This is a genomic window from Metabacillus sp. FJAT-52054, from assembly GCF_037201815.1.
GTDB lineage: Bacteria > Bacillota > Bacilli > Bacillales > Bacillaceae > Metabacillus_B > Metabacillus_B sediminis.
Window position 1 is genome coordinate 1,964,568 of sequence record NZ_CP147407.1, and the last position, 16,874, is coordinate 1,981,441.

At 44.9% G+C, this 16,874-nt stretch carries 13 protein-coding genes; all 13 read left to right on the forward strand.

Annotation, left to right across the window (positions count from 1 at the left end; all coding sequences use genetic code 11):
- The first annotated feature begins 85 nt into the window (after positions 1 to 85).
- The 13 genes from WCV65_RS10305 (at position 86) to miaA (ending at position 16,867) form a co-directional block, all read left to right on the forward strand.
- Positions 86 to 1,003 (forward strand): membrane dipeptidase, encoded by a 918-nt coding sequence (locus WCV65_RS10305; RefSeq protein WP_338782002.1) that lies wholly within the window; start codon positions 86 to 88, stop codon positions 1,001 to 1,003.
- 115 nt (positions 1,004 to 1,118) lie between these two features.
- Entirely contained in the window at positions 1,119 to 2,858 is a 1,740-nt protein-coding gene (locus WCV65_RS10310; RefSeq protein WP_338782003.1) for a 2-oxoacid:acceptor oxidoreductase subunit alpha, read from the forward strand.
- Positions 2,858 to 3,724 (forward strand): 2-oxoacid:ferredoxin oxidoreductase subunit beta, encoded by an 867-nt coding sequence (locus WCV65_RS10315; protein ID WP_338782004.1) that lies wholly within the window; start codon positions 2,858 to 2,860, stop codon positions 3,722 to 3,724. Before WCV65_RS10310 ends, WCV65_RS10315 begins: the two co-directional genes overlap by 1 nt.
- A 142-nt stretch (positions 3,725 to 3,866) precedes the next feature.
- Positions 3,867 to 4,283, forward strand: a complete 417-nt coding sequence (locus WCV65_RS10320; RefSeq protein ID WP_338782005.1) for a VOC family protein — start codon at positions 3,867 to 3,869, stop codon at positions 4,281 to 4,283.
- Between the two features lie 637 nt (positions 4,284 to 4,920).
- A complete protein-coding gene (gene tdh / locus WCV65_RS10325; RefSeq protein ID WP_338782007.1) occupies positions 4,921 to 5,961 on the forward strand; it encodes an L-threonine 3-dehydrogenase in 1,041 nt (346 codons plus the stop codon).
- Between the two features lie 19 nt (positions 5,962 to 5,980).
- Positions 5,981 to 7,156, forward strand: a complete 1,176-nt coding sequence (locus tag WCV65_RS10330; protein WP_338782009.1) for a glycine C-acetyltransferase — start codon at positions 5,981 to 5,983, stop codon at positions 7,154 to 7,156.
- Positions 7,157 to 7,320: 164 nt separating this feature from the next.
- Positions 7,321 to 8,856, forward strand: a complete 1,536-nt coding sequence (gene miaB / locus WCV65_RS10335) for a tRNA (N6-isopentenyl adenosine(37)-C2)-methylthiotransferase MiaB (RefSeq protein ID WP_338782011.1) — start codon at positions 7,321 to 7,323, stop codon at positions 8,854 to 8,856.
- Complete coding sequence (locus WCV65_RS10340) at positions 8,853 to 9,281, forward strand: RicAFT regulatory complex protein RicA family protein (protein WP_035411711.1); 429 nt, start codon at positions 8,853 to 8,855, stop codon at positions 9,279 to 9,281. The genes miaB and WCV65_RS10340 overlap by 4 nt, the downstream gene beginning before the upstream one ends.
- Before the next feature lie 889 nt (positions 9,282 to 10,170).
- The gene (locus WCV65_RS10345; RefSeq protein ID WP_035411710.1) at positions 10,171 to 10,710 is read left to right on the forward strand and encodes an outer spore coat protein CotE; all 540 of its coding nucleotides are present in this window, start codon (positions 10,171 to 10,173) and stop codon (positions 10,708 to 10,710) included.
- 186 nt (positions 10,711 to 10,896) lie between these two features.
- Complete coding sequence (gene mutS / locus WCV65_RS10350) at positions 10,897 to 13,494, forward strand: DNA mismatch repair protein MutS (protein ID WP_338782014.1); 2,598 nt, start codon at positions 10,897 to 10,899, stop codon at positions 13,492 to 13,494.
- 22 nt (positions 13,495 to 13,516) lie between these two features.
- Complete coding sequence (gene mutL, locus WCV65_RS10355; protein ID WP_338782016.1) at positions 13,517 to 15,358, forward strand: DNA mismatch repair endonuclease MutL; 1,842 nt, start codon at positions 13,517 to 13,519, stop codon at positions 15,356 to 15,358.
- Positions 15,359 to 15,427: 69 nt separating this feature from the next.
- Positions 15,428 to 15,847: a YmaF family protein gene (locus WCV65_RS10360; protein ID WP_338782018.1), complete on the forward strand. Its 420-nt coding sequence runs from the start codon at positions 15,428 to 15,430 to the stop codon at positions 15,845 to 15,847.
- Positions 15,848 to 15,925: 78 nt separating this feature from the next.
- Positions 15,926 to 16,867 carry a tRNA (adenosine(37)-N6)-dimethylallyltransferase MiaA gene (miaA, locus tag WCV65_RS10365; RefSeq protein WP_338782020.1) on the forward strand — a complete coding sequence of 314 codons (942 nt, stop codon included), beginning with the start codon at positions 15,926 to 15,928 and terminating at the stop codon, positions 16,865 to 16,867.
- Positions 16,868 to 16,874: the final 7 nt, after the last annotated feature.

A 16,874-nucleotide genomic window follows, 5' to 3' on the forward strand; every position in this document is an offset into this window, starting at 1 on the left:
TTTTGCCCGTCTTTTTGCGGCAGCGGCAGGGACATGCCTGCGAATCGGGCAGCCTCTTATTTTTAGCATCCGGAGGAATGGCTGAATGAAAATTTTTGATGCGCATTGCGACATGCTGCTGAAGCTTTGGCTTGACCCTTCAATCAATCCTTGGGATGGCAGCGGACTTCATACAAATCTGAAAAAACTTACCGAATTCCACGCAAAAATTCAATGTCTTGCTATCTATATACCTCCGACTCTGCCCGCTGATCAGCAGTTTGGGGCAGCATTGGCTCAAATCCGCATTCTGAACGAATTGATTTTAAAGTCATATCCGCAATTTAAGCTTTTAACTTCAAAGGAGCAAATAGACAACCTTAAAAACGCTGAAATTGGCATCATCCTCTCATTGGAGGGCTGCGACTGTATTGGAAATCAGCTGGACCGGGTTTCCTTGCTGCAGGAGCATGGGGTCAGAATTTATAATCTAACCTGGAATTATGCTAACCTTTTTGCCGACGGGGCTCTTGAAAAGCGAGACGCCGGGCTAAGCCTGCTCGGAAAATCACTCGTTTACTCCTTAAATAAGCAAAAAGCGTGGATTGATGTTTCTCATTTAGGTGAACGAAGCTTTTGGGACGTTATGGAAGCTGGGGAGCATGTCGCCGCGACCCATTCGAATGCGTATACACTGCGGCCTCATCCGAGAAATTTGCGGGACAGCCAGATCATGGCACTCATCAAGCGGGATGCTCCAATTGGAATTACCTTCGTTCCGGATTTTATAGGTGAAAATCCAAGCATCAGCCTGCTGCTGCATCATTTGGAACACATTTGCTCTTTAGGCGGGGAGAAGAACGCTGGACTGGGATCAGACTTTGATGGAATAAGTGATACCGTTCCAGGCCTTAGCGGATATGAGCAGTATGATAACCTGCTGAATGAAATATACAAGCGATATCCCGCTAATGTGGCGAGAGGAATTGCTTTTCATAACTTTGCGAGCAGAATTCCTTTTTAAATATTCTAAAAAATTAAAAAACTTATTGTAATATGATGCCAGTCAGTCTAAAATGGAAAGCGTTTACTACATATTTACAAATTGAGGAGAAGCTTATTAAAGGGGTGCACGGGAAATGATGAAGCAGCTTTCATGGAAAGTAGGCGGACAGCAGGGGGAAGGAATTGAATCAACAGGTGAGGTTTTTTCCATTGCATTGAATCGGCTCGGCTATTATCTATATGGCTACCGGCATTTTTCATCACGCATAAAAGGCGGCCACACGAACAATAAAATAAGGGTCAGCACAACTCAGGTACGGGCGATTTCAGACGAGCTCGATATATTGGTAGCTTTTGATCAGGAAACAATTGATGTGAATTTCAGTGAGCTAAGAAAAGGCGGCATCGTATTAGCTGATACTAAATTCAGTCCGGTAATCCCAGATGAGGATTCCGTTACCCTTTATGCAATTCCTTTTACGGAACTTGCGGCTGAACTCGGCACATCATTGATGAAAAATATGGTCGCCATTGGAGCAACGAGCACCATCCTTGATTTAAGTCCGGATGACTTTTATGAAGTGGTGGAGGAAACGTATGGGCGCAAAGGCCAGAAAATCGTTGAAATGAATATGAACGCCATTCAAAAAGGAGCTTCCTTCTTAAAGCAGGAACTGCAGTATAATCGTACCGATCTTTATCTTGAAAAGACAGACCGGAAAAAAAGGATGTTTATGATTGGCAACGATGCGATTGCCCTTGGTGCTCTTGCCGGCGGAGCTCGTTTTATGGCTGCTTATCCCATTACGCCAGCATCCGAAATCATGGAGTATTTAATAAAAAAGCTCCCCGCATACGGCGGAGCAGTCATCCAGACAGAAGATGAGATTGCTGCCTGTACGATGTCAATTGGGGCAAATTATGCAGGCGCGCGTACGTTTACAGCTTCAGCTGGTCCAGGGTTATCTCTGATGATGGAAGCCATCGGATTATCGGGGATTACCGAAACCCCGTTAGTGATTGTGGATACGCAAAGAGGAGGACCAAGTACCGGACTTCCTACAAAGCAGGAGCAGTCTGATTTAATGGCGATGATTTATGGAACACACGGGGAGATTCCAAAAATCGTTATGGCGCCAAGTACGGTACAGGAAGCTTTTTACGATACAGTAGAAGCATTTAATTTGGCCGAAGAATATCAGTGTCCAGTCATCATCCTGTCCGATCTGCAGCTCTCACTCGGCAAACAGTCCGTTGAGCCGCTTGAATTTGATCAGGTTCAAATAAGAAGGGGTGCCCTTGCAAATGAAAACAGCCTTCCTGAGGGTGATGGAAAAGGCTACTTTAAAAGATATGAAGTTACAGAGTCCGGTATTTCACCAAGAGTCCTGCCAGGCATGAAGAATGCCCTGCACCACGTTACAGGTGTTGAACACGATGAAACGGGAAAACCATCGGAAGTGGCATCTAACAGGCAGGTCCAAATGGATAAACGCCTTCGTAAAATGGAAGGCCTGCTTTTCCCAAACCCTATTCATAAACAGATCAAGCATGCCGAGGCGGATGTTCTGCTAGTAGGCTTTAATTCGACAAGGGGAGTCATCGAGGAAGTGATGGAGCGCCTTGAAGCGGAAGGCATCCGAGCCAATCACGCACATATACGCCTGATTCATCCTTTCCCTGCCAATGAGCTTCGTTCTTTGACTGCATCTGCAAAAAAAGTACTAGTCATCGAAAACAATGCGACCGGACAGCTTGCCAATATTATTAAAATGAACACGGGCTGCGCTGAAAAATTGGCGTCTGTCTTAAAATACGACGGCAATCCATTTCTTCCTAATGAAGTGTATTTCAAATGCAAGGAGCTGATCTAATGGCAACCTTTAAGGATTTTCGAAATGATGTAAAACCAAACTGGTGCCCGGGCTGCGGAGATTTTTCTGTACAGGCTGCTATACAGAGGGCGGCAGCTAATACCGGCCTTGAGCCGGATCAGCTGGCAGTTGTATCGGGAATTGGATGTTCTGGGCGGATTTCCGGTTATATCAATTCGTTTGGTTTTCATGGAATCCATGGGCGTTCCCTTCCAATTGCCCAGGGGGTCAAAATGGCGAACCGCGATTTGACTGTTATTGCTTCCGGAGGAGACGGAGATGGTTTTGCCATCGGGATGGGACATACCATTCATGCCATTCGCAGAAACATCGATATTACCTATATTGTGATGGATAATCAGATTTACGGTCTGACAAAGGGACAGACCTCTCCCCGAAGCGAAGCTGGCTTCGTTACGAAAAGCACTCCCCAGGGATCCGTTGAATCGGCGCTCTCTGTAATAGAGCTTGCTCTTACGGCCGGGGCAACATTCGTAGCACAGAGTTTTTCAACTGATTTGAAAGACTTAACCGCGCTGATTGAACAGGGAATACAGCATAAAGGATTCTCATTCATTAATGTGTTCAGCCCATGCGTCACCTACAATAAAGTGAACACGTATGATTGGTTTAAAGAAAACTTAACAAAATTGAACACAGTCGAAAATTATGATCCTTCAAATCGAATTTCTGCCATGCAGACGGTTATGGAGTACAACGGTCTCGTTACCGGGCTGATTTATCAGGATAAGAACAAAGCCTCTTACCAGGAGATGATTCACGGTTACAGTAAGCAGCCGCTCTCCAAAGCTGATTTAGAAATAAGCGAGGCTCAATTTGAGCAGCTGACTGCTGAATTTATGTGAACGCGTCTTTTTAGGCGCTATTTTTTTTGAACACTATGTTTACCTCTAATGTTGATATTAGACCATTTTAGACCAATTGATTGTTGCATTTAACGAAGACATAAATGAACACAAACTAATTTGATGAAGAGGTGTTTTGAAAATGGCATTAACGTCCGCATTCACGAGTTTCAACCTGCCTGTAAAAAACGTAGAACAATCGAAAACGTTCTTCACCGGACTCGGATTCGAGCTCAACCCGCAATTCCCTGAGAACGAGAATTCGGTAGCCATCGTGATCGGCGACAACCAGCAGGTCATGCTGATCAATCAAGCATTCTTTAATACGCTCACTGAGAAGGAATCCGTCGATACGAGCAAGTATGCGCAGATGACGATCGCATTGGCCTTCGAGAGCCGGGAAAAGGTCGATGAAATCGTGAATACCGCGGTCTCCTTGGGCGGGAAATTACACGCTGATCCTGAAGATCATGGGTTCATGTATCATTGGGGCTTCGTGGACTTGGACGGCCATCTGTGGGCCATTAACTATATGAACATGGATGCGGCACAAGGCTAAGGCTAACGGAGAGCAAGGTCGCACTATTATTCAAAAAGAAAGACGCCGGGCATCTTCTTCGGCGTCTTCTTCGCTATGAAGAGTCTTATTCGGTGTAGGCTTTATAATGGCGGAATTGGAGCTTTCCGCGTAGCACGTTCAAATGACCTGCGTCTCATTCAATGGATCGACGAAAGCAATATTCACTCTTCTTCCGTCTTCCATGGTGCAGCCGGTCGCCTCATGCCGATTCACGTCATCGTGGTCTCCGCTAAAATCAAAGTCCATGCTGCAATGGCGTCAGGCAGGGTCGAACAGGTGCGGAGTTTGGATTCAGGTTGGAGGCAATTCGATAGAATCAATTTTTGAACGAGGAGTCATTCAAAGCATCAGTGAGCCTCATCCATTTTTTTCAATCCATAGGTGAATCATCTCCGAACTATGATTGCATCTCTACTAAAAGAGGAATCGTTCGCGTTTTTCAAATATCAACAGTTTAATTTAAAAATAGTCTTTTTGAAAAGAAAAAAAATATCGAAAATTTTATTAGGTGTGTTCATGTGTCCGTATGGAGTGGACTGACATCTTTACTTCCTCTTCGCTGTAATGATAGAATTTCATTGTAGTTACAGTTTCATTGAACGGGAGAGTGTTCACCATGAATGGAAAAATGAAAGCGCTTATTAAACACCATGAAGGCTATGGAGCACAGCTGCAAATGGTGGATATTCCAGCAATAAAAGAAAACGAAGTTCTGATAAAAGTAAAAGCGACTTCAATCTGCGGAACCGATGTTCACATTTATACATGGGATCAGTGGTCGCAAAGCCGGGTAAAACCGCCTTATGTTTTTGGCCATGAATTTTCCGGTGAAGTTATTGAGGTGGGCAGCAAGGTGACGAGTGTGGTTCTTGGTGACCACGTATCTGCTGAAACGCATTTAGTATGCGGCCAATGTCCGCAGTGTTTAACTGGAAATGCTCACATATGCAAAGAAACAAAGATTATCGGAGTGGATACGAATGGCTGTTTCGCAGAATACGTGGCCCTTCCAGCCTCCAATCTTTGGAAAAACCCGAAGGACATGCCTTGGGATGTCGCATCCATCCAGGAGCCGATGGGCAATGCGGTCCACACTGTTCTTTCTGGCGATGTAGCTGGCAAAACCGTTGCCATTATCGGATGCGGACCAATTGGCATTATGGCAGCAGGCGTTGCAAAAGCTGCTGGAGCATCACAGGTCATTGCGTTAGATCTAAACAACTACCGTCTCGAGCTCGCTGCTGCAATGGGAGCGACGACTGCCATTAATTCAGGGGAAACCGATCCTTTGCAAAAAATTCTTGAGCTGACGAACGGCAATGGAGTGGATGTGGTCTGCGAAATGTCGGGTCATCCTGTTGCGATGGATCAAGGCTTTAAAATGGTTACGAACGGAGGACGCGTTTCCATCTTAAGTTTGCCTGTACAGCCTGTGCAGATTGATGTAACGAATGATATTGTATTTAAGGGAATAACGGTCAAAGGTATCACAGGACGTAAAATGTACGAAACATGGCAGCAGGTTTCAAGCCTGCTGAAATCCGGGCAGGTAAATGTGGAGCCGATGATTACTCATCATCTGAAGCTTGAGGAATTTGAAGAAGGCTTTGAACTGATGATCCAGGGGAAATGCGGGAAAGTCGTATTGAATCCATAATTTTATAGGAGGGTTTTTAATGAAAGGTTTTGAATATTTGCAAGCAGAACTTGATCAAATGAAAGAACAGGGAACATTCCGTAAACTCATTCCGCTCCAATCGGAGCAGGGCTCAAAAGTAGTTATTGACGGCAGGGAAGTGATTCAGCTTTCATCCAACAACTACCTTGGTCTTACCTCCCATCCAAGGCTTCGTAAAGCAGCCATTGAAGCCACTGAAAAATACGGGGCTGGCACAGGCTCCGTCCGGACCATTGCCGGTACGTTTTCCATGCATGAAGAGCTGGAGAGAAAACTTGCAGCATTTAAGCATACAGAAGCCTCACTTGTTTTCCAATCCGGGTTTACGACGAACCAAGGTGTGCTGTCATCCATCCTAACAGGTGAAGATGTTGTCATTTCGGACGCTTTAAACCACGCATCCATTATAGACGGAATCCGCCTGACAAAAGCAGCCCGCAATGTATACAAGCATGTCGATATGGAGGATCTTGAGCGTGCACTAAAAGAATCTGCGGATTACCGTGTCCGTCTCATTGTAACGGACGGTGTATTCTCGATGGACGGCAATATTGCTCCGCTTCCTCAAATCGTTGAACTCGCAGAAAAATATGATGCGCTGATCATGGTTGATGACGCACATGCTTCAGGTGTTCTTGGAGAGAATGGGAGAGGAACCGTTAATCATTTTGGTCTGGATGGCCGTGTTCACATTCAGGTTGGAACATTAAGTAAAGCGATCGGAGTGCTTGGAGGCTACGTAGCCAGTACACAAACACTGATTGACTACCTCATCCATAAAGGCCGTCCGTTTTTATTCAGTACATCGCATCCTCCTGCTGTGACAGCAGCCTGCATCGAAGCGATCAATGTGCTTCTAGAAGAACCGGAACTCATTGAAAAGCTTTGGGATAATGCAACGTTCTTTAAAGATGGATTAACGAAACTCGGCTTTGACACAGGCAAAAGCGAAACACCGGTTACTCCTGTAATTGTTGGAGACGAAAAGAAATGTCATCAGTTTTCTGATAAGCTGCTTGAATACGGTGTATTTGCACAGGGTATCGCCTTTCCGACCGTTTCAAAAGGCCAAGCCCGCGTAAGGACAATCGTAACGGCTCAGCATTCAAAGGAAGAGCTTCAGGAAGCTTTGAATCTCTTTGAAAAAGCGGCAAAAGAATTGAACATTCTTTAAGCGGGAGAGGGGAGCGATCCTCTCTTTTTTTCTGTATTTAAAGCGGCTTCTATTGTATGCACGCCAGTTAGAAGTTATACTTTAGTATTGATAACTTGTTTTTAATGTAATCAGTCGTTGGCTGATACAACAGATAAAAGCGGCATTTGAAAGGAGCACTCTCCATGAATGAAAAACAGCGTGAAGAAAATAACCAGGTTACGCCTGAAACGAACAAAACTGAAAAAGACTACAGCAAATATTTTCAAGCGGTCTATATGCCACCTTCCTTAAAGGATGCAAAAAAACGGGGCAAAGAAGACATTCAATATAAAAATGATTTTTCGATCTCAGAGGAATTCAGAGGGATGGGAAGCGGAAAGAAATTTTATATCCGTACATACGGCTGCCAAATGAATGAACATGATACAGAAGTGATGGCGGGTATTTTTACTGCACTCGGATATGAAGCGACAAATTCCACTGAGGATGCGGATGTTATTCTCTTGAATACTTGCGCTATCCGTGAAAATGCTGAAAATAAAGTGTTCGGTGAAATCGGTCATCTAAAACCATTAAAACTTAACAAGCCTGGTCTGCTCGTTGGAGTATGCGGATGCATGTCCCAAGAGGAGTCCGTTGTTAATAAAATACTGCAAAAGCATCCTCATATCGATATGATCTTTGGAACGCATAACATCCACCGTCTTCCTCACATCCTGAAGGAAGCATATATGTCCAAAGAAATGGTCATTGAGGTTTGGTCTAAAGAAGGAGATGTAATTGAAAACCTTCCGCGAGTCAGGAAAGGTGCCATTAAGGGATGGGTAAACATTATGTACGGCTGTGATAAGTTCTGCACGTACTGTATCGTTCCCTATACGCGCGGAAAAGAACGAAGCCGCCGTCCTGAGGAAATTATCCAGGAAGTTCGCCAGCTTGCAGCACAGGGTTATAAAGAAATTACACTCCTTGGACAGAATGTCAATGCATATGGCAAAGACTTTTCGGACCTGGATTACGGGCTGGGAGATTTAATGGATGAACTTCATAAAATCGATATCCCAAGAATCCGCTTTACAACAAGCCATCCGCGTGACTTTGATGACAGGCTGATTGAAGTTCTTGCAAAAGGCGGAAATCTTCTCGATCATATTCATTTGCCGATCCAGTCAGGAAGCTCAGATGTGCTGAAGCTCATGGCCCGCAAATACTCTCGCGAACATTATATCGAGCTTGTGAAAAAGATAAAAACAGCGATGCCAAATGCAACTTTAACAACAGACATCATTGTCGGTTTTCCAAATGAAACTGAGGAACAATTTGAAGAAACGCTGTCCATCTATAGAGAAATCCAGTTTGATGCGGCCTACACCTATATTTATTCTCCGCGCGAAGGCACACCTGCTGCCAAGATGCAGGATAATGTCCCGATGCGTGTTAAAAAAGACCGTCTTCAGCGTCTGAATAGCCTAGTAAATGAAATTTCTGCCAAGAAAATGCAGGAATATGAAGGGCATGTTGTCGAAGTATTAGTTGAGGGGGAAAGCAAAAATAACCCTGATGTATTAGCCGGCTACACAGAAAAAAGCAAGCTCGTCAACTTCCGGGGACCTAGAGAAATTATTGGCCAAATCGTAAAAGTAAAAGTTACGAAAGCCAAAACATGGTCGCTGGACGGTGAGATGGCAGAAGAAGCTATAGAGGTGAACGGAAGATGACACGTTATTCAAAGGATGATATTGTATCCCGGGCAAAGGAACTTGCACAAATGATTTCCGAAACAGAGGAAGTCGATTTTTTCAAAAGAGCCGAGGCACAGCTTAATGAAAACGAAAAAGTGCGCAGTATGATCGCAAGCATAAAAAGCCTGCAAAAACAGGCTGTCAATTTCCAGCATTACGGAAAAACTGAAGCATTAAAGCAAATAGAAGACAAGATTGACAGCATCCAGGAAGAACTGGATCAGCTGCCAATCATCCAGGAATTCCAGGATTCACAAATTGAAGTGAACGATTTACTTCAGCTCGTGGCAAATACGATTTCTAATCAGGTAACGGATAAAATCATTGAAAGCACAGACGGCGACCTGCTAACCGGCGAAACGGGATCCAAGCTGAAAAACAGTCCGGGTGGAAGCTGCTGAATGGAATAATGATGAGGAGACTGCCGTGAGAACCGGCAGTCTTTTTTTTATCTATTTATTTTTCCTTTTTGAATGGTAACAATCAAAATCTCATAAAGAACAATTCAGGTAAAGGTGCATAGGATACAAAAGAGGTTAAATGGGCTTAGCAGACCCGTTTGTGATTGGTGACTTGGTATAATTGTGACGCAAACAGGCAGAGTTGCTGACTAGCTGAGGGCAATTGCTGACAAATTGAGGATAATTGCTGACTAATTAAGGATAATTGCTGACTTGATCCGTCTAATATTTTCATCCATCTAATGCGTCATTCGCCGGTTTATGGTGCACCACCTAATTATAGTCCCCCTATACACCTCCACCATCTCTCAGTCCTAAACAAGCGCCCTCCGCTTTAAAGACCCATACATATCTAAGATCTCTGCACTACGTTTCCCTATCCAGCTCCGGGCGCTAGGCCTTCAGACGCTTCGCTCCCTCGGTCGGAGGCCCTCAGGAAGCAGGTCAGTTCTGCGTTGCGGCAGGAGGCCGCGTCTTTAGCAGAACCTCCTTACTAGTTGACGCTTCCGCTTTTCAGGCTCATACATATCTATGTTCTCTGCACTCCGTTTCTCTATCCAGCTCCAGCGGCTAGCTGTTCGGCCGCTTCACTGGCCCAGTCAAAGTCAAAGGGCGACTTTGTCAGTTCCAGCTCCACCGTCTTTCACAGCTAAACAGCCGCTTCCGCTTTTAAAAAAAAGGCACATTTTTTTGGGCTCATGCATACATATGAAATAGGAACGTCATGGACTAAGCAGACCCTTGTCTGCGGGTTCGTGTAAATTAAAGCAATATCAATATTAGCCCAGCATACGATGGAACGAATATTGATTGAGGAGGGTATGCTTGAATGTCTGAATTCAGAGAAATTATCACAAAAGCGGTTGTTGCGAAAGGACGAAAGTTCACACAATGCACGCACACGATCTCCCCGTCTCAAAGACCTACAAGTATTTTGGGCGGCTGGATTATCAACCATAAATATGAACCCCATAAAGTTGGTAAAACAGTCGAGGTTGAAGGTACTTATGACATTAACGTTTGGTATTCATACGATGATAACACCAAGACAGAAGTTGTGACTGAGCGGGTCAGATATGTGGATGTTGTAAAACTAAAATACAGAGATAATCATTTTATTGATGATGAGCATGAAGTATGTGCTAAGGTTCTTCAGCAGCCGAACTGCCTGGAGGTAACCATCTCTCCAAATGGCAATAAGATTATTGTTCAGGCTGAACGGGAAGTGCTGGCTGAAGTAATCGGTGAGACGAAGGTATGTGTGGCTGTTCATCCTGACGGCTGCGAGGATGATGAGTGGGAAGAGGATTTAGAGGATGAATTTGAAGATTTGAATCCGGAGTTTTTAGCTGGAGAAGCAGAAGAGTAAAAGACTAGGAGGGTGTCCTTCCTAGTTTTTTTGTTGGTAAGGATAGTTTTAGCTGAGTGAATCTTCGTCCATCTCCAGCGCTTTTGTTCTGATCCTTTTTAACAGTTCTTATCCATGTATTGGGGGTGGCCCAGTGTGTTATAATTAAGATTGTTTTTGATTAGGATTAGGCAATGGGGGATTTAGATGGCTACTTACACGCCAATGATGCAGCAATATTTAACGATTAAGGCAGATTACGAGGATGCCTTTTTATTTTTTAGATTAGGTGATTTTTACGAAATGTTTTTTGAGGATGCCATTCGTGCTTCTCAGGAGCTTGAAATAACATTAACGAGCAGGGACGGCGGGAGCAGTGACAGAATTCCAATGTGCGGTGTTCCCCATCACTCTGCTCCGAATTACATAGAACAGCTGATTGCTAAAGGCTATAAAGTGGCAATATGCGAGCAAACGGAAGACCCTAAACAGGCAAAAGGTGTCGTCCGGAGAGAAGTTGTACAGCTGATCACACCCGGGACGGTTATGGACGGCAAAGGCGTTTCAGAGAAAGAGAACAATTTCCTTGTTAGTCTGACGGAGCTCGAGGATGGCTTTGGATTTGCAGTAACCGATTTAACGACTGGTGAAAACAGTGTAACGATGGCGAGCCGGTTTGATGAGGCGCTTAATGAAATGTATTCGCTTGGAGCTAAGGAGGCTGTGATTGAAAGCACTCTGCCTGAGCAGTATATAAAGTTGATGAAAGACCGGTGCAATGTGGCTGTATCCGTTGAAACAAATGATTCGCCGGCACAGATTCCAGGAGATCTTTTCGCCCGGATTCACGATCTCAACCTGCAGAGGTCCTTCGCGAGGCTTTATCATTATATTATCCGGACTCAAAAGAGGAGCCTGGATCATTTACAGGCTGTCCGTCGATATGAGCTGAAGAATTTCCTTAAAATGGATTTATATTCCAAGAGGAATCTTGAGCTGACGGAGACGATCCGCAGCAGCGGCAGAAAAGGTTCATTGCTGTGGCTTCTGGATGAAACGAAAACGGCCATGGGCGGGCGTTTGCTGAAGCAATGGATTGACAGACCGCTTATTGACAGGCAAAAGATTGAAGAGCGGCATGAAATGGTTCAGGTTCTTTTGGAAAGGTTTTTTGAGCGTGAAGATATTAGAGAAGGCTTGAAGGAAGTATACGATTTAGAACGTCTGGCCGGAAGAGTAGCTTTCGGGAATGTAAATGCAAGAGACATGATTCAGCTGAAAAAATCGCTGCAGCAAGTTCCGATGCTTGCAGCTCTCGTTCAATCCCTGGACCATTCATATTCCAATAAACTGGCAGAACGCATTGATCCTTGTGATGAGCTAAAGAACCTGCTGGAGCAGGCTCTTGTTGAGCAGCCGCCAGTCTCTGTTAAAGAGGGGAACATGATGAAAGAAGGATTCAGCGCACAGCTCGATCAGTACCGTGATGCAAGTAAAAACGGGAAAACCTGGATTGCCGAGCTGGAAGCGAGTGAAAGAGAAAGAACAGGGATTCGTTCTTTGAAAGTGGGATTCAACCGGGTATTTGGCTATTATATCGAGATTACGAGAGCCAATCTGCAGCATTTGCCTGAAGGTCTATACGAACGCAAGCAGACGCTGACCAATGCAGAACGGTTTATTACTCCGGATTTAAAAGAAAAAGAGGCACTCATTTTAGAAGCGGAAGAAAACATGGCAGAGCTTGAATACCAGCTTTTTAATGAGCTTAGGGAACAGGTGCGAACGTTTATTCCGAGATTGCAGACACTCGCTAAATGCATGAGCGAACTGGATGTTCTGCAATGCTTTGCAACGGTCAGTGATAAACGCCGCTATATTAAGCCTTCTTTTTCTGATGACAGGCTTGAAGTGACAGGGGGCCGTCATCCGGTTGTTGAGAAGGTTTTGCAGTCTCAGGAATATGTGCCCAACGATTGCCGGATGGGTGATGCCAGCGGCAGAAGCATGCTGCTGATTACCGGTCCCAATATGTCCGGTAAGAGCACCTACATGAGGCAGGTAGCATTAACGGCAATTCTTGCCCAGATTGGGTGTTTCGTTCCAGCAGAAAAAGCGGTGCTGCCGATTTTTGACCAGATTTTCACAAGAATCGGGGCAGCAGATGATCTGATCTCAGGTCAAAGTACATTTATGGTAGAAATGCTGGAAGCGAGAAACGCGATTGTGCATGCAACGAAAAACAGCCTTATTTTGTTTGATGAAATCGGCCGCGGTACATCGACATATGATGGAATGGCTCTTGCGCAGGCAATGATTGAATATATTCATGACAACATTGGAGCGAAGACGCTGTTTTCCACTCATTATCATGAGCTCACGGTTTTAGACCAGCCTCTGAAATTGCTAGCCAATGTCCATGTCAGAGCAGTTGAGCGTAATGGCAAGGTTGTTTTTCTCCATAAGATTTCTGAAGGCGCAGCCGACCGGAGCTATGGAATTCATGTTGCTGAGCTTGCGGAACTGCCTCCTGATCTCATTAAAAGAGCTCAGCAGATTTTAGAAAAGCTCGAAAATCAGCCGAAGACTCAAGTGGAAACGAGGGAGCCTGAAAAGCAGTCTGCTGTTCAGGAAGAAGAGGCACAGCTGTCCTTTTTCACGTCTGACAAGCCTGCTAAAAAGCAGAAAAAAGAGGAAACGGCAGACAGGGTGCTTAGAGATGCCCTGCTCAATTTAAACATCCTGGAAATGACACCGCTCGAAGCGATGAATAAACTGTTTGAACTTCAAAAAAACGCAAGATAAAAAAGAAAGGAGTTGATCCAACATGGGCAAAATCGTCCTGCTTGATGATCAGCTCAGCAACAAAATAGCGGCTGGTGAAGTAGTGGAGCGTCCTGCTTCTGTTGTCAAGGAGCTGGTGGAAAACGCCATTGACGCAAACAGTTCGGTCATCGAGATTGACATTGAAGAAGCGGGCCTTGGCTCTATCCGGATTATTGATAATGGAGACGGAATGGAGCCTGAGGATTGCTTAAACGCTTTTCACCGCCATGCAACGAGCAAAATTAAGGATGAAAATGATTTGTTCCGCATCCGGACACTGGGCTTCAGAGGTGAAGCCCTTCCGAGTATTGCGTCTGTTTCCCATGTGGAGATGAAAACAAGCAATGGACAGGATGAGGGATCATATTTAAAACTTACAGGGGGAAAAGTAGAGCAGCATGAGGCTTCTTCAAGCCGAAAGGGAACCGATATTACGGTCTCCAACCTGTTCTTTAACACACCTGCCCGTCTCAAATATATGAAAACCGTCCATACCGAGCTCGGTAATATTACGGATACAGTAAACCGTCTGGCGATGGCCAATGCATCGGTTTCTTTCAGGCTCACCCACAATGGCAAAACCATTCTCCATACGAATGGAAACGGAGATGTCCGGCAGGTGATTGCCTCCATTTACGGATTATCGATCGCGAAGAAAATGGTGCCGATTTCACTGGAATCCCTTGATTTTCAAGTGACAGGCTATTTAGCCCTTCCAGAAGTGACAAGGGCATCAAGAAATTACATTTCAACGATCATTAATGGCAGGTATATTAAAAATTACGCGCTGGCAAAAGCCATCATGGAGGGCTACCATACGCTTCTCCCAATTGGCCGGTATCCGATTGCGTTTCTAACTATTACGATGGATCCCCTGCTCGTTGATGTTAATGTTCATCCTTCTAAAATGGAGGTAAGGCTAAGCAAGGAAGCGGAGCTGTATGAGCTTGTGGCCGAGGGGATAAAAGCGGCTTTCCGCAAAAAAACACTCATTCCCGAATCGCAGCCTCATAAAGCAAAGCCGGCGCCGAGAATGGATGAGCAGCAGATTATATCATTTGATGAATCCTACAGATCTGCTGAAAAAACACTTCGAACTCCCATTCAAATGGAAGAGCAGCAGGTTCTGGAGGAGAGGGCGGCTGAGCCTGAGACAGTGCCTGAAACTGACCATGATTTTACCTCAATGGTAAAAGAAACAGTCCATGAAAAAATTCTTCCTGATAAGAAGACTCATGAAGAAAGCTCCAGAGTAGAGCCGAGAGTTCCGCCGATGTATCCAATTGGCCAGATGCATGGGACGTATATTCTCGCCCAGAATGAAACAGGTCTTTATATGATCGATCAGCATGCGGCCCAGGAACGGATAAAATATGAATATTTTCGTGAAAAAGTTGGGAGCATGGAGAAGGAAGTGCAGGAGCTGCTCGTGCCGATTACCCTGCATTATTCCCATGATGAGGCGCTGCGGATCGGGGAGTCATTAAATGCTCTTGCTGAAGTGGGAGTGTTTCTTGAGCCTTTCGGCGGGAGCAGCTATATTGTCCGTTCGCATCCTCAGTGGTTTCCTTCGGGCAGAGAGCAATTCGTCATTGAAGAAATGATTCAGCAAGTTCTGGACCTTAAAAAGCCGGACGTCAAAAAACTGAGGGAGGAAGCGGCAATTTTAATGAGCTGCAAAGCCTCCATTAAAGCAAACCGCTACTTAAGGCTTGATGAAATGACAGCTCTTCTGGAGGAATTAAGAAGGACGGAAGATCCTTTTACATGTCCGCATGGAAGACCGGTCATTGTCCACTTTACCACGTATGAAATGGAAAAAATGTTTAAGCGGATTATGTGAATTCTCCGTCACCGCGCATCCCTCCTCTGTATAACCTGAAAGAAAGTGAACAGAGGAGGAAGGTTATAAATGAGGGTGGTTTTTGCTCCGCCGGATTTTCCGTCTCACAGTCATGTGTTTTTGATCGAAACGTCTGAAAGTGAGGGCCATACGCATGTAATGGATGGTTTTACAAAGCCGGTGAATGGAAACGCTTTTGATGGGCATTTTCATTTTTTCAGCGGGATCAGTTCATTTGATGAAGGGCACTATCACCGTTTCTACGGCAAAACCGGGCCAGCCATCCCGCTGCCGGATGGAACGCACTACCATAGTATGTCGGGCAGAACGTACTTCAATTATAATAAACCTCCAGGCATGACTACCGGAGGCGTGCAGTATGCTGAAGGCGGTATTGAACGCCACTTTCATTTATTTGATGGAATGACAGGGAATCCGGTCGGTGTCGATCAGCCGGCTTGGTATAGATGGAATCCGTTATGGCCATAATGGTTACGTATCTGATTGGGATTCATGCTATACTAGCTTTGAGAATGCACGTGCAGATACTGAGAGAGTGATATATAAATGCAGGAAAAACAAAAAGTAATCGTCATTATTGGACCAACTGGAGTCGGAAAAACGAAACTTAGCCTCGAAGCTGCCCATAAGCTGAATGGAGAGATTATCAGCGGCGATTCGATGCAGATATATAAAGGAATGGATATTGGGACCGCCAAAATACGCCAGAATGAGATGGAGGGCATCCCCCATCATCTGATCGATATAAAAAATCCGGACGAGAGCTTTTCAGCTGCGGATTTTCAGAAGCTTGCGAGAGCCAGTATTGAAGATATTGCTTCAAGAGGGAAAATGCCGATTGTGGCTGGCGGAACTGGGTTATACATCCAGTCACTGCTGTATGATTATCAATTTTCAGAGCAGCCTTCAGACCCTGAATTCCGTCTTCGTATGGAAAATATGGCAGAGGAAAAAGGGGCAGAGTATATCCACTCGCTTCTAATAGAAGCGGACCCTGAATCGGCTGAACGCATCCATCCGAACAATCAGAGAAGAGTGATCAGAGCTTTAGAAATTTTTCATGCCTCAGGGAAAACCATGACAGACCAGTTGGAAAGTGAGTACCGGGCGGAACATTATCAATCTGCAATTATAGGGTTGACGATGGACCGTGAAACCCTGTACTATCGAATTAACCAGCGGGTTGATAAGATGCTTGATGAAGGACTGCTTGAGGAAGTGACAGGCCTGTACCAAGATGGATTGAAAACAGGACAGGCTGTTCAAGCGATTGGATATAAAGAAATCTACCGGTATCTTGATGGTGAAATCTCTTTAGAAGAAGCTGTTGAGCAGCTAAAGCAAAACTCGAGGAGATATGCAAAACGCCAGCTTACATGGTTCCGGAATCGAATGGACGTCAAATGGTACGATATGACTCCTCCGGCCCAATCCGAACAGAAGCTTGACGAAATTTTTACATATATAGCAGGAAAGCTTCATCTTTAATCGAATA

What these genes read in the sequence shown, in the direction of transcription:
- miaA (WP_338782020.1), top strand. Translation starts at nt 15,926, where the DNA reads ATGCAGGAAAAACAAAAAGTAATCGTCATTATTGGACCAACTGGAGTC.
- mutL (WP_338782016.1), top strand. Translation starts at nt 13,517, where the DNA reads ATGGGCAAAATCGTCCTGCTTGATGATCAGCTCAGCAACAAAATAGCG.
- WCV65_RS10360 (WP_338782018.1), top strand. Translation starts at nt 15,428, where the DNA reads ATGAGGGTGGTTTTTGCTCCGCCGGATTTTCCGTCTCACAGTCATGTG.
- mutS (WP_338782014.1), top strand. Translation starts at nt 10,897, where the DNA reads ATGGCTACTTACACGCCAATGATGCAGCAATATTTAACGATTAAGGCA.
- WCV65_RS10340 (WP_035411711.1), top strand. Translation starts at nt 8,853, where the DNA reads ATGACACGTTATTCAAAGGATGATATTGTATCCCGGGCAAAGGAACTT.
- WCV65_RS10310 (WP_338782003.1), top strand. Translation starts at nt 1,119, where the DNA reads ATGATGAAGCAGCTTTCATGGAAAGTAGGCGGACAGCAGGGGGAAGGA.
- miaB (WP_338782011.1), top strand. Translation starts at nt 7,321, where the DNA reads ATGAATGAAAAACAGCGTGAAGAAAATAACCAGGTTACGCCTGAAACG.
- WCV65_RS10305 (WP_338782002.1), top strand. Translation starts at nt 86, where the DNA reads ATGAAAATTTTTGATGCGCATTGCGACATGCTGCTGAAGCTTTGGCTT.
- WCV65_RS10315 (WP_338782004.1), top strand. Translation starts at nt 2,858, where the DNA reads ATGGCAACCTTTAAGGATTTTCGAAATGATGTAAAACCAAACTGGTGC.
- WCV65_RS10345 (WP_035411710.1), top strand. Translation starts at nt 10,171, where the DNA reads ATGTCTGAATTCAGAGAAATTATCACAAAAGCGGTTGTTGCGAAAGGA.
- tdh (WP_338782007.1), top strand. Translation starts at nt 4,921, where the DNA reads ATGAATGGAAAAATGAAAGCGCTTATTAAACACCATGAAGGCTATGGA.
- WCV65_RS10320 (WP_338782005.1), top strand. Translation starts at nt 3,867, where the DNA reads ATGGCATTAACGTCCGCATTCACGAGTTTCAACCTGCCTGTAAAAAAC.
- WCV65_RS10330 (WP_338782009.1), top strand. Translation starts at nt 5,981, where the DNA reads ATGAAAGGTTTTGAATATTTGCAAGCAGAACTTGATCAAATGAAAGAA.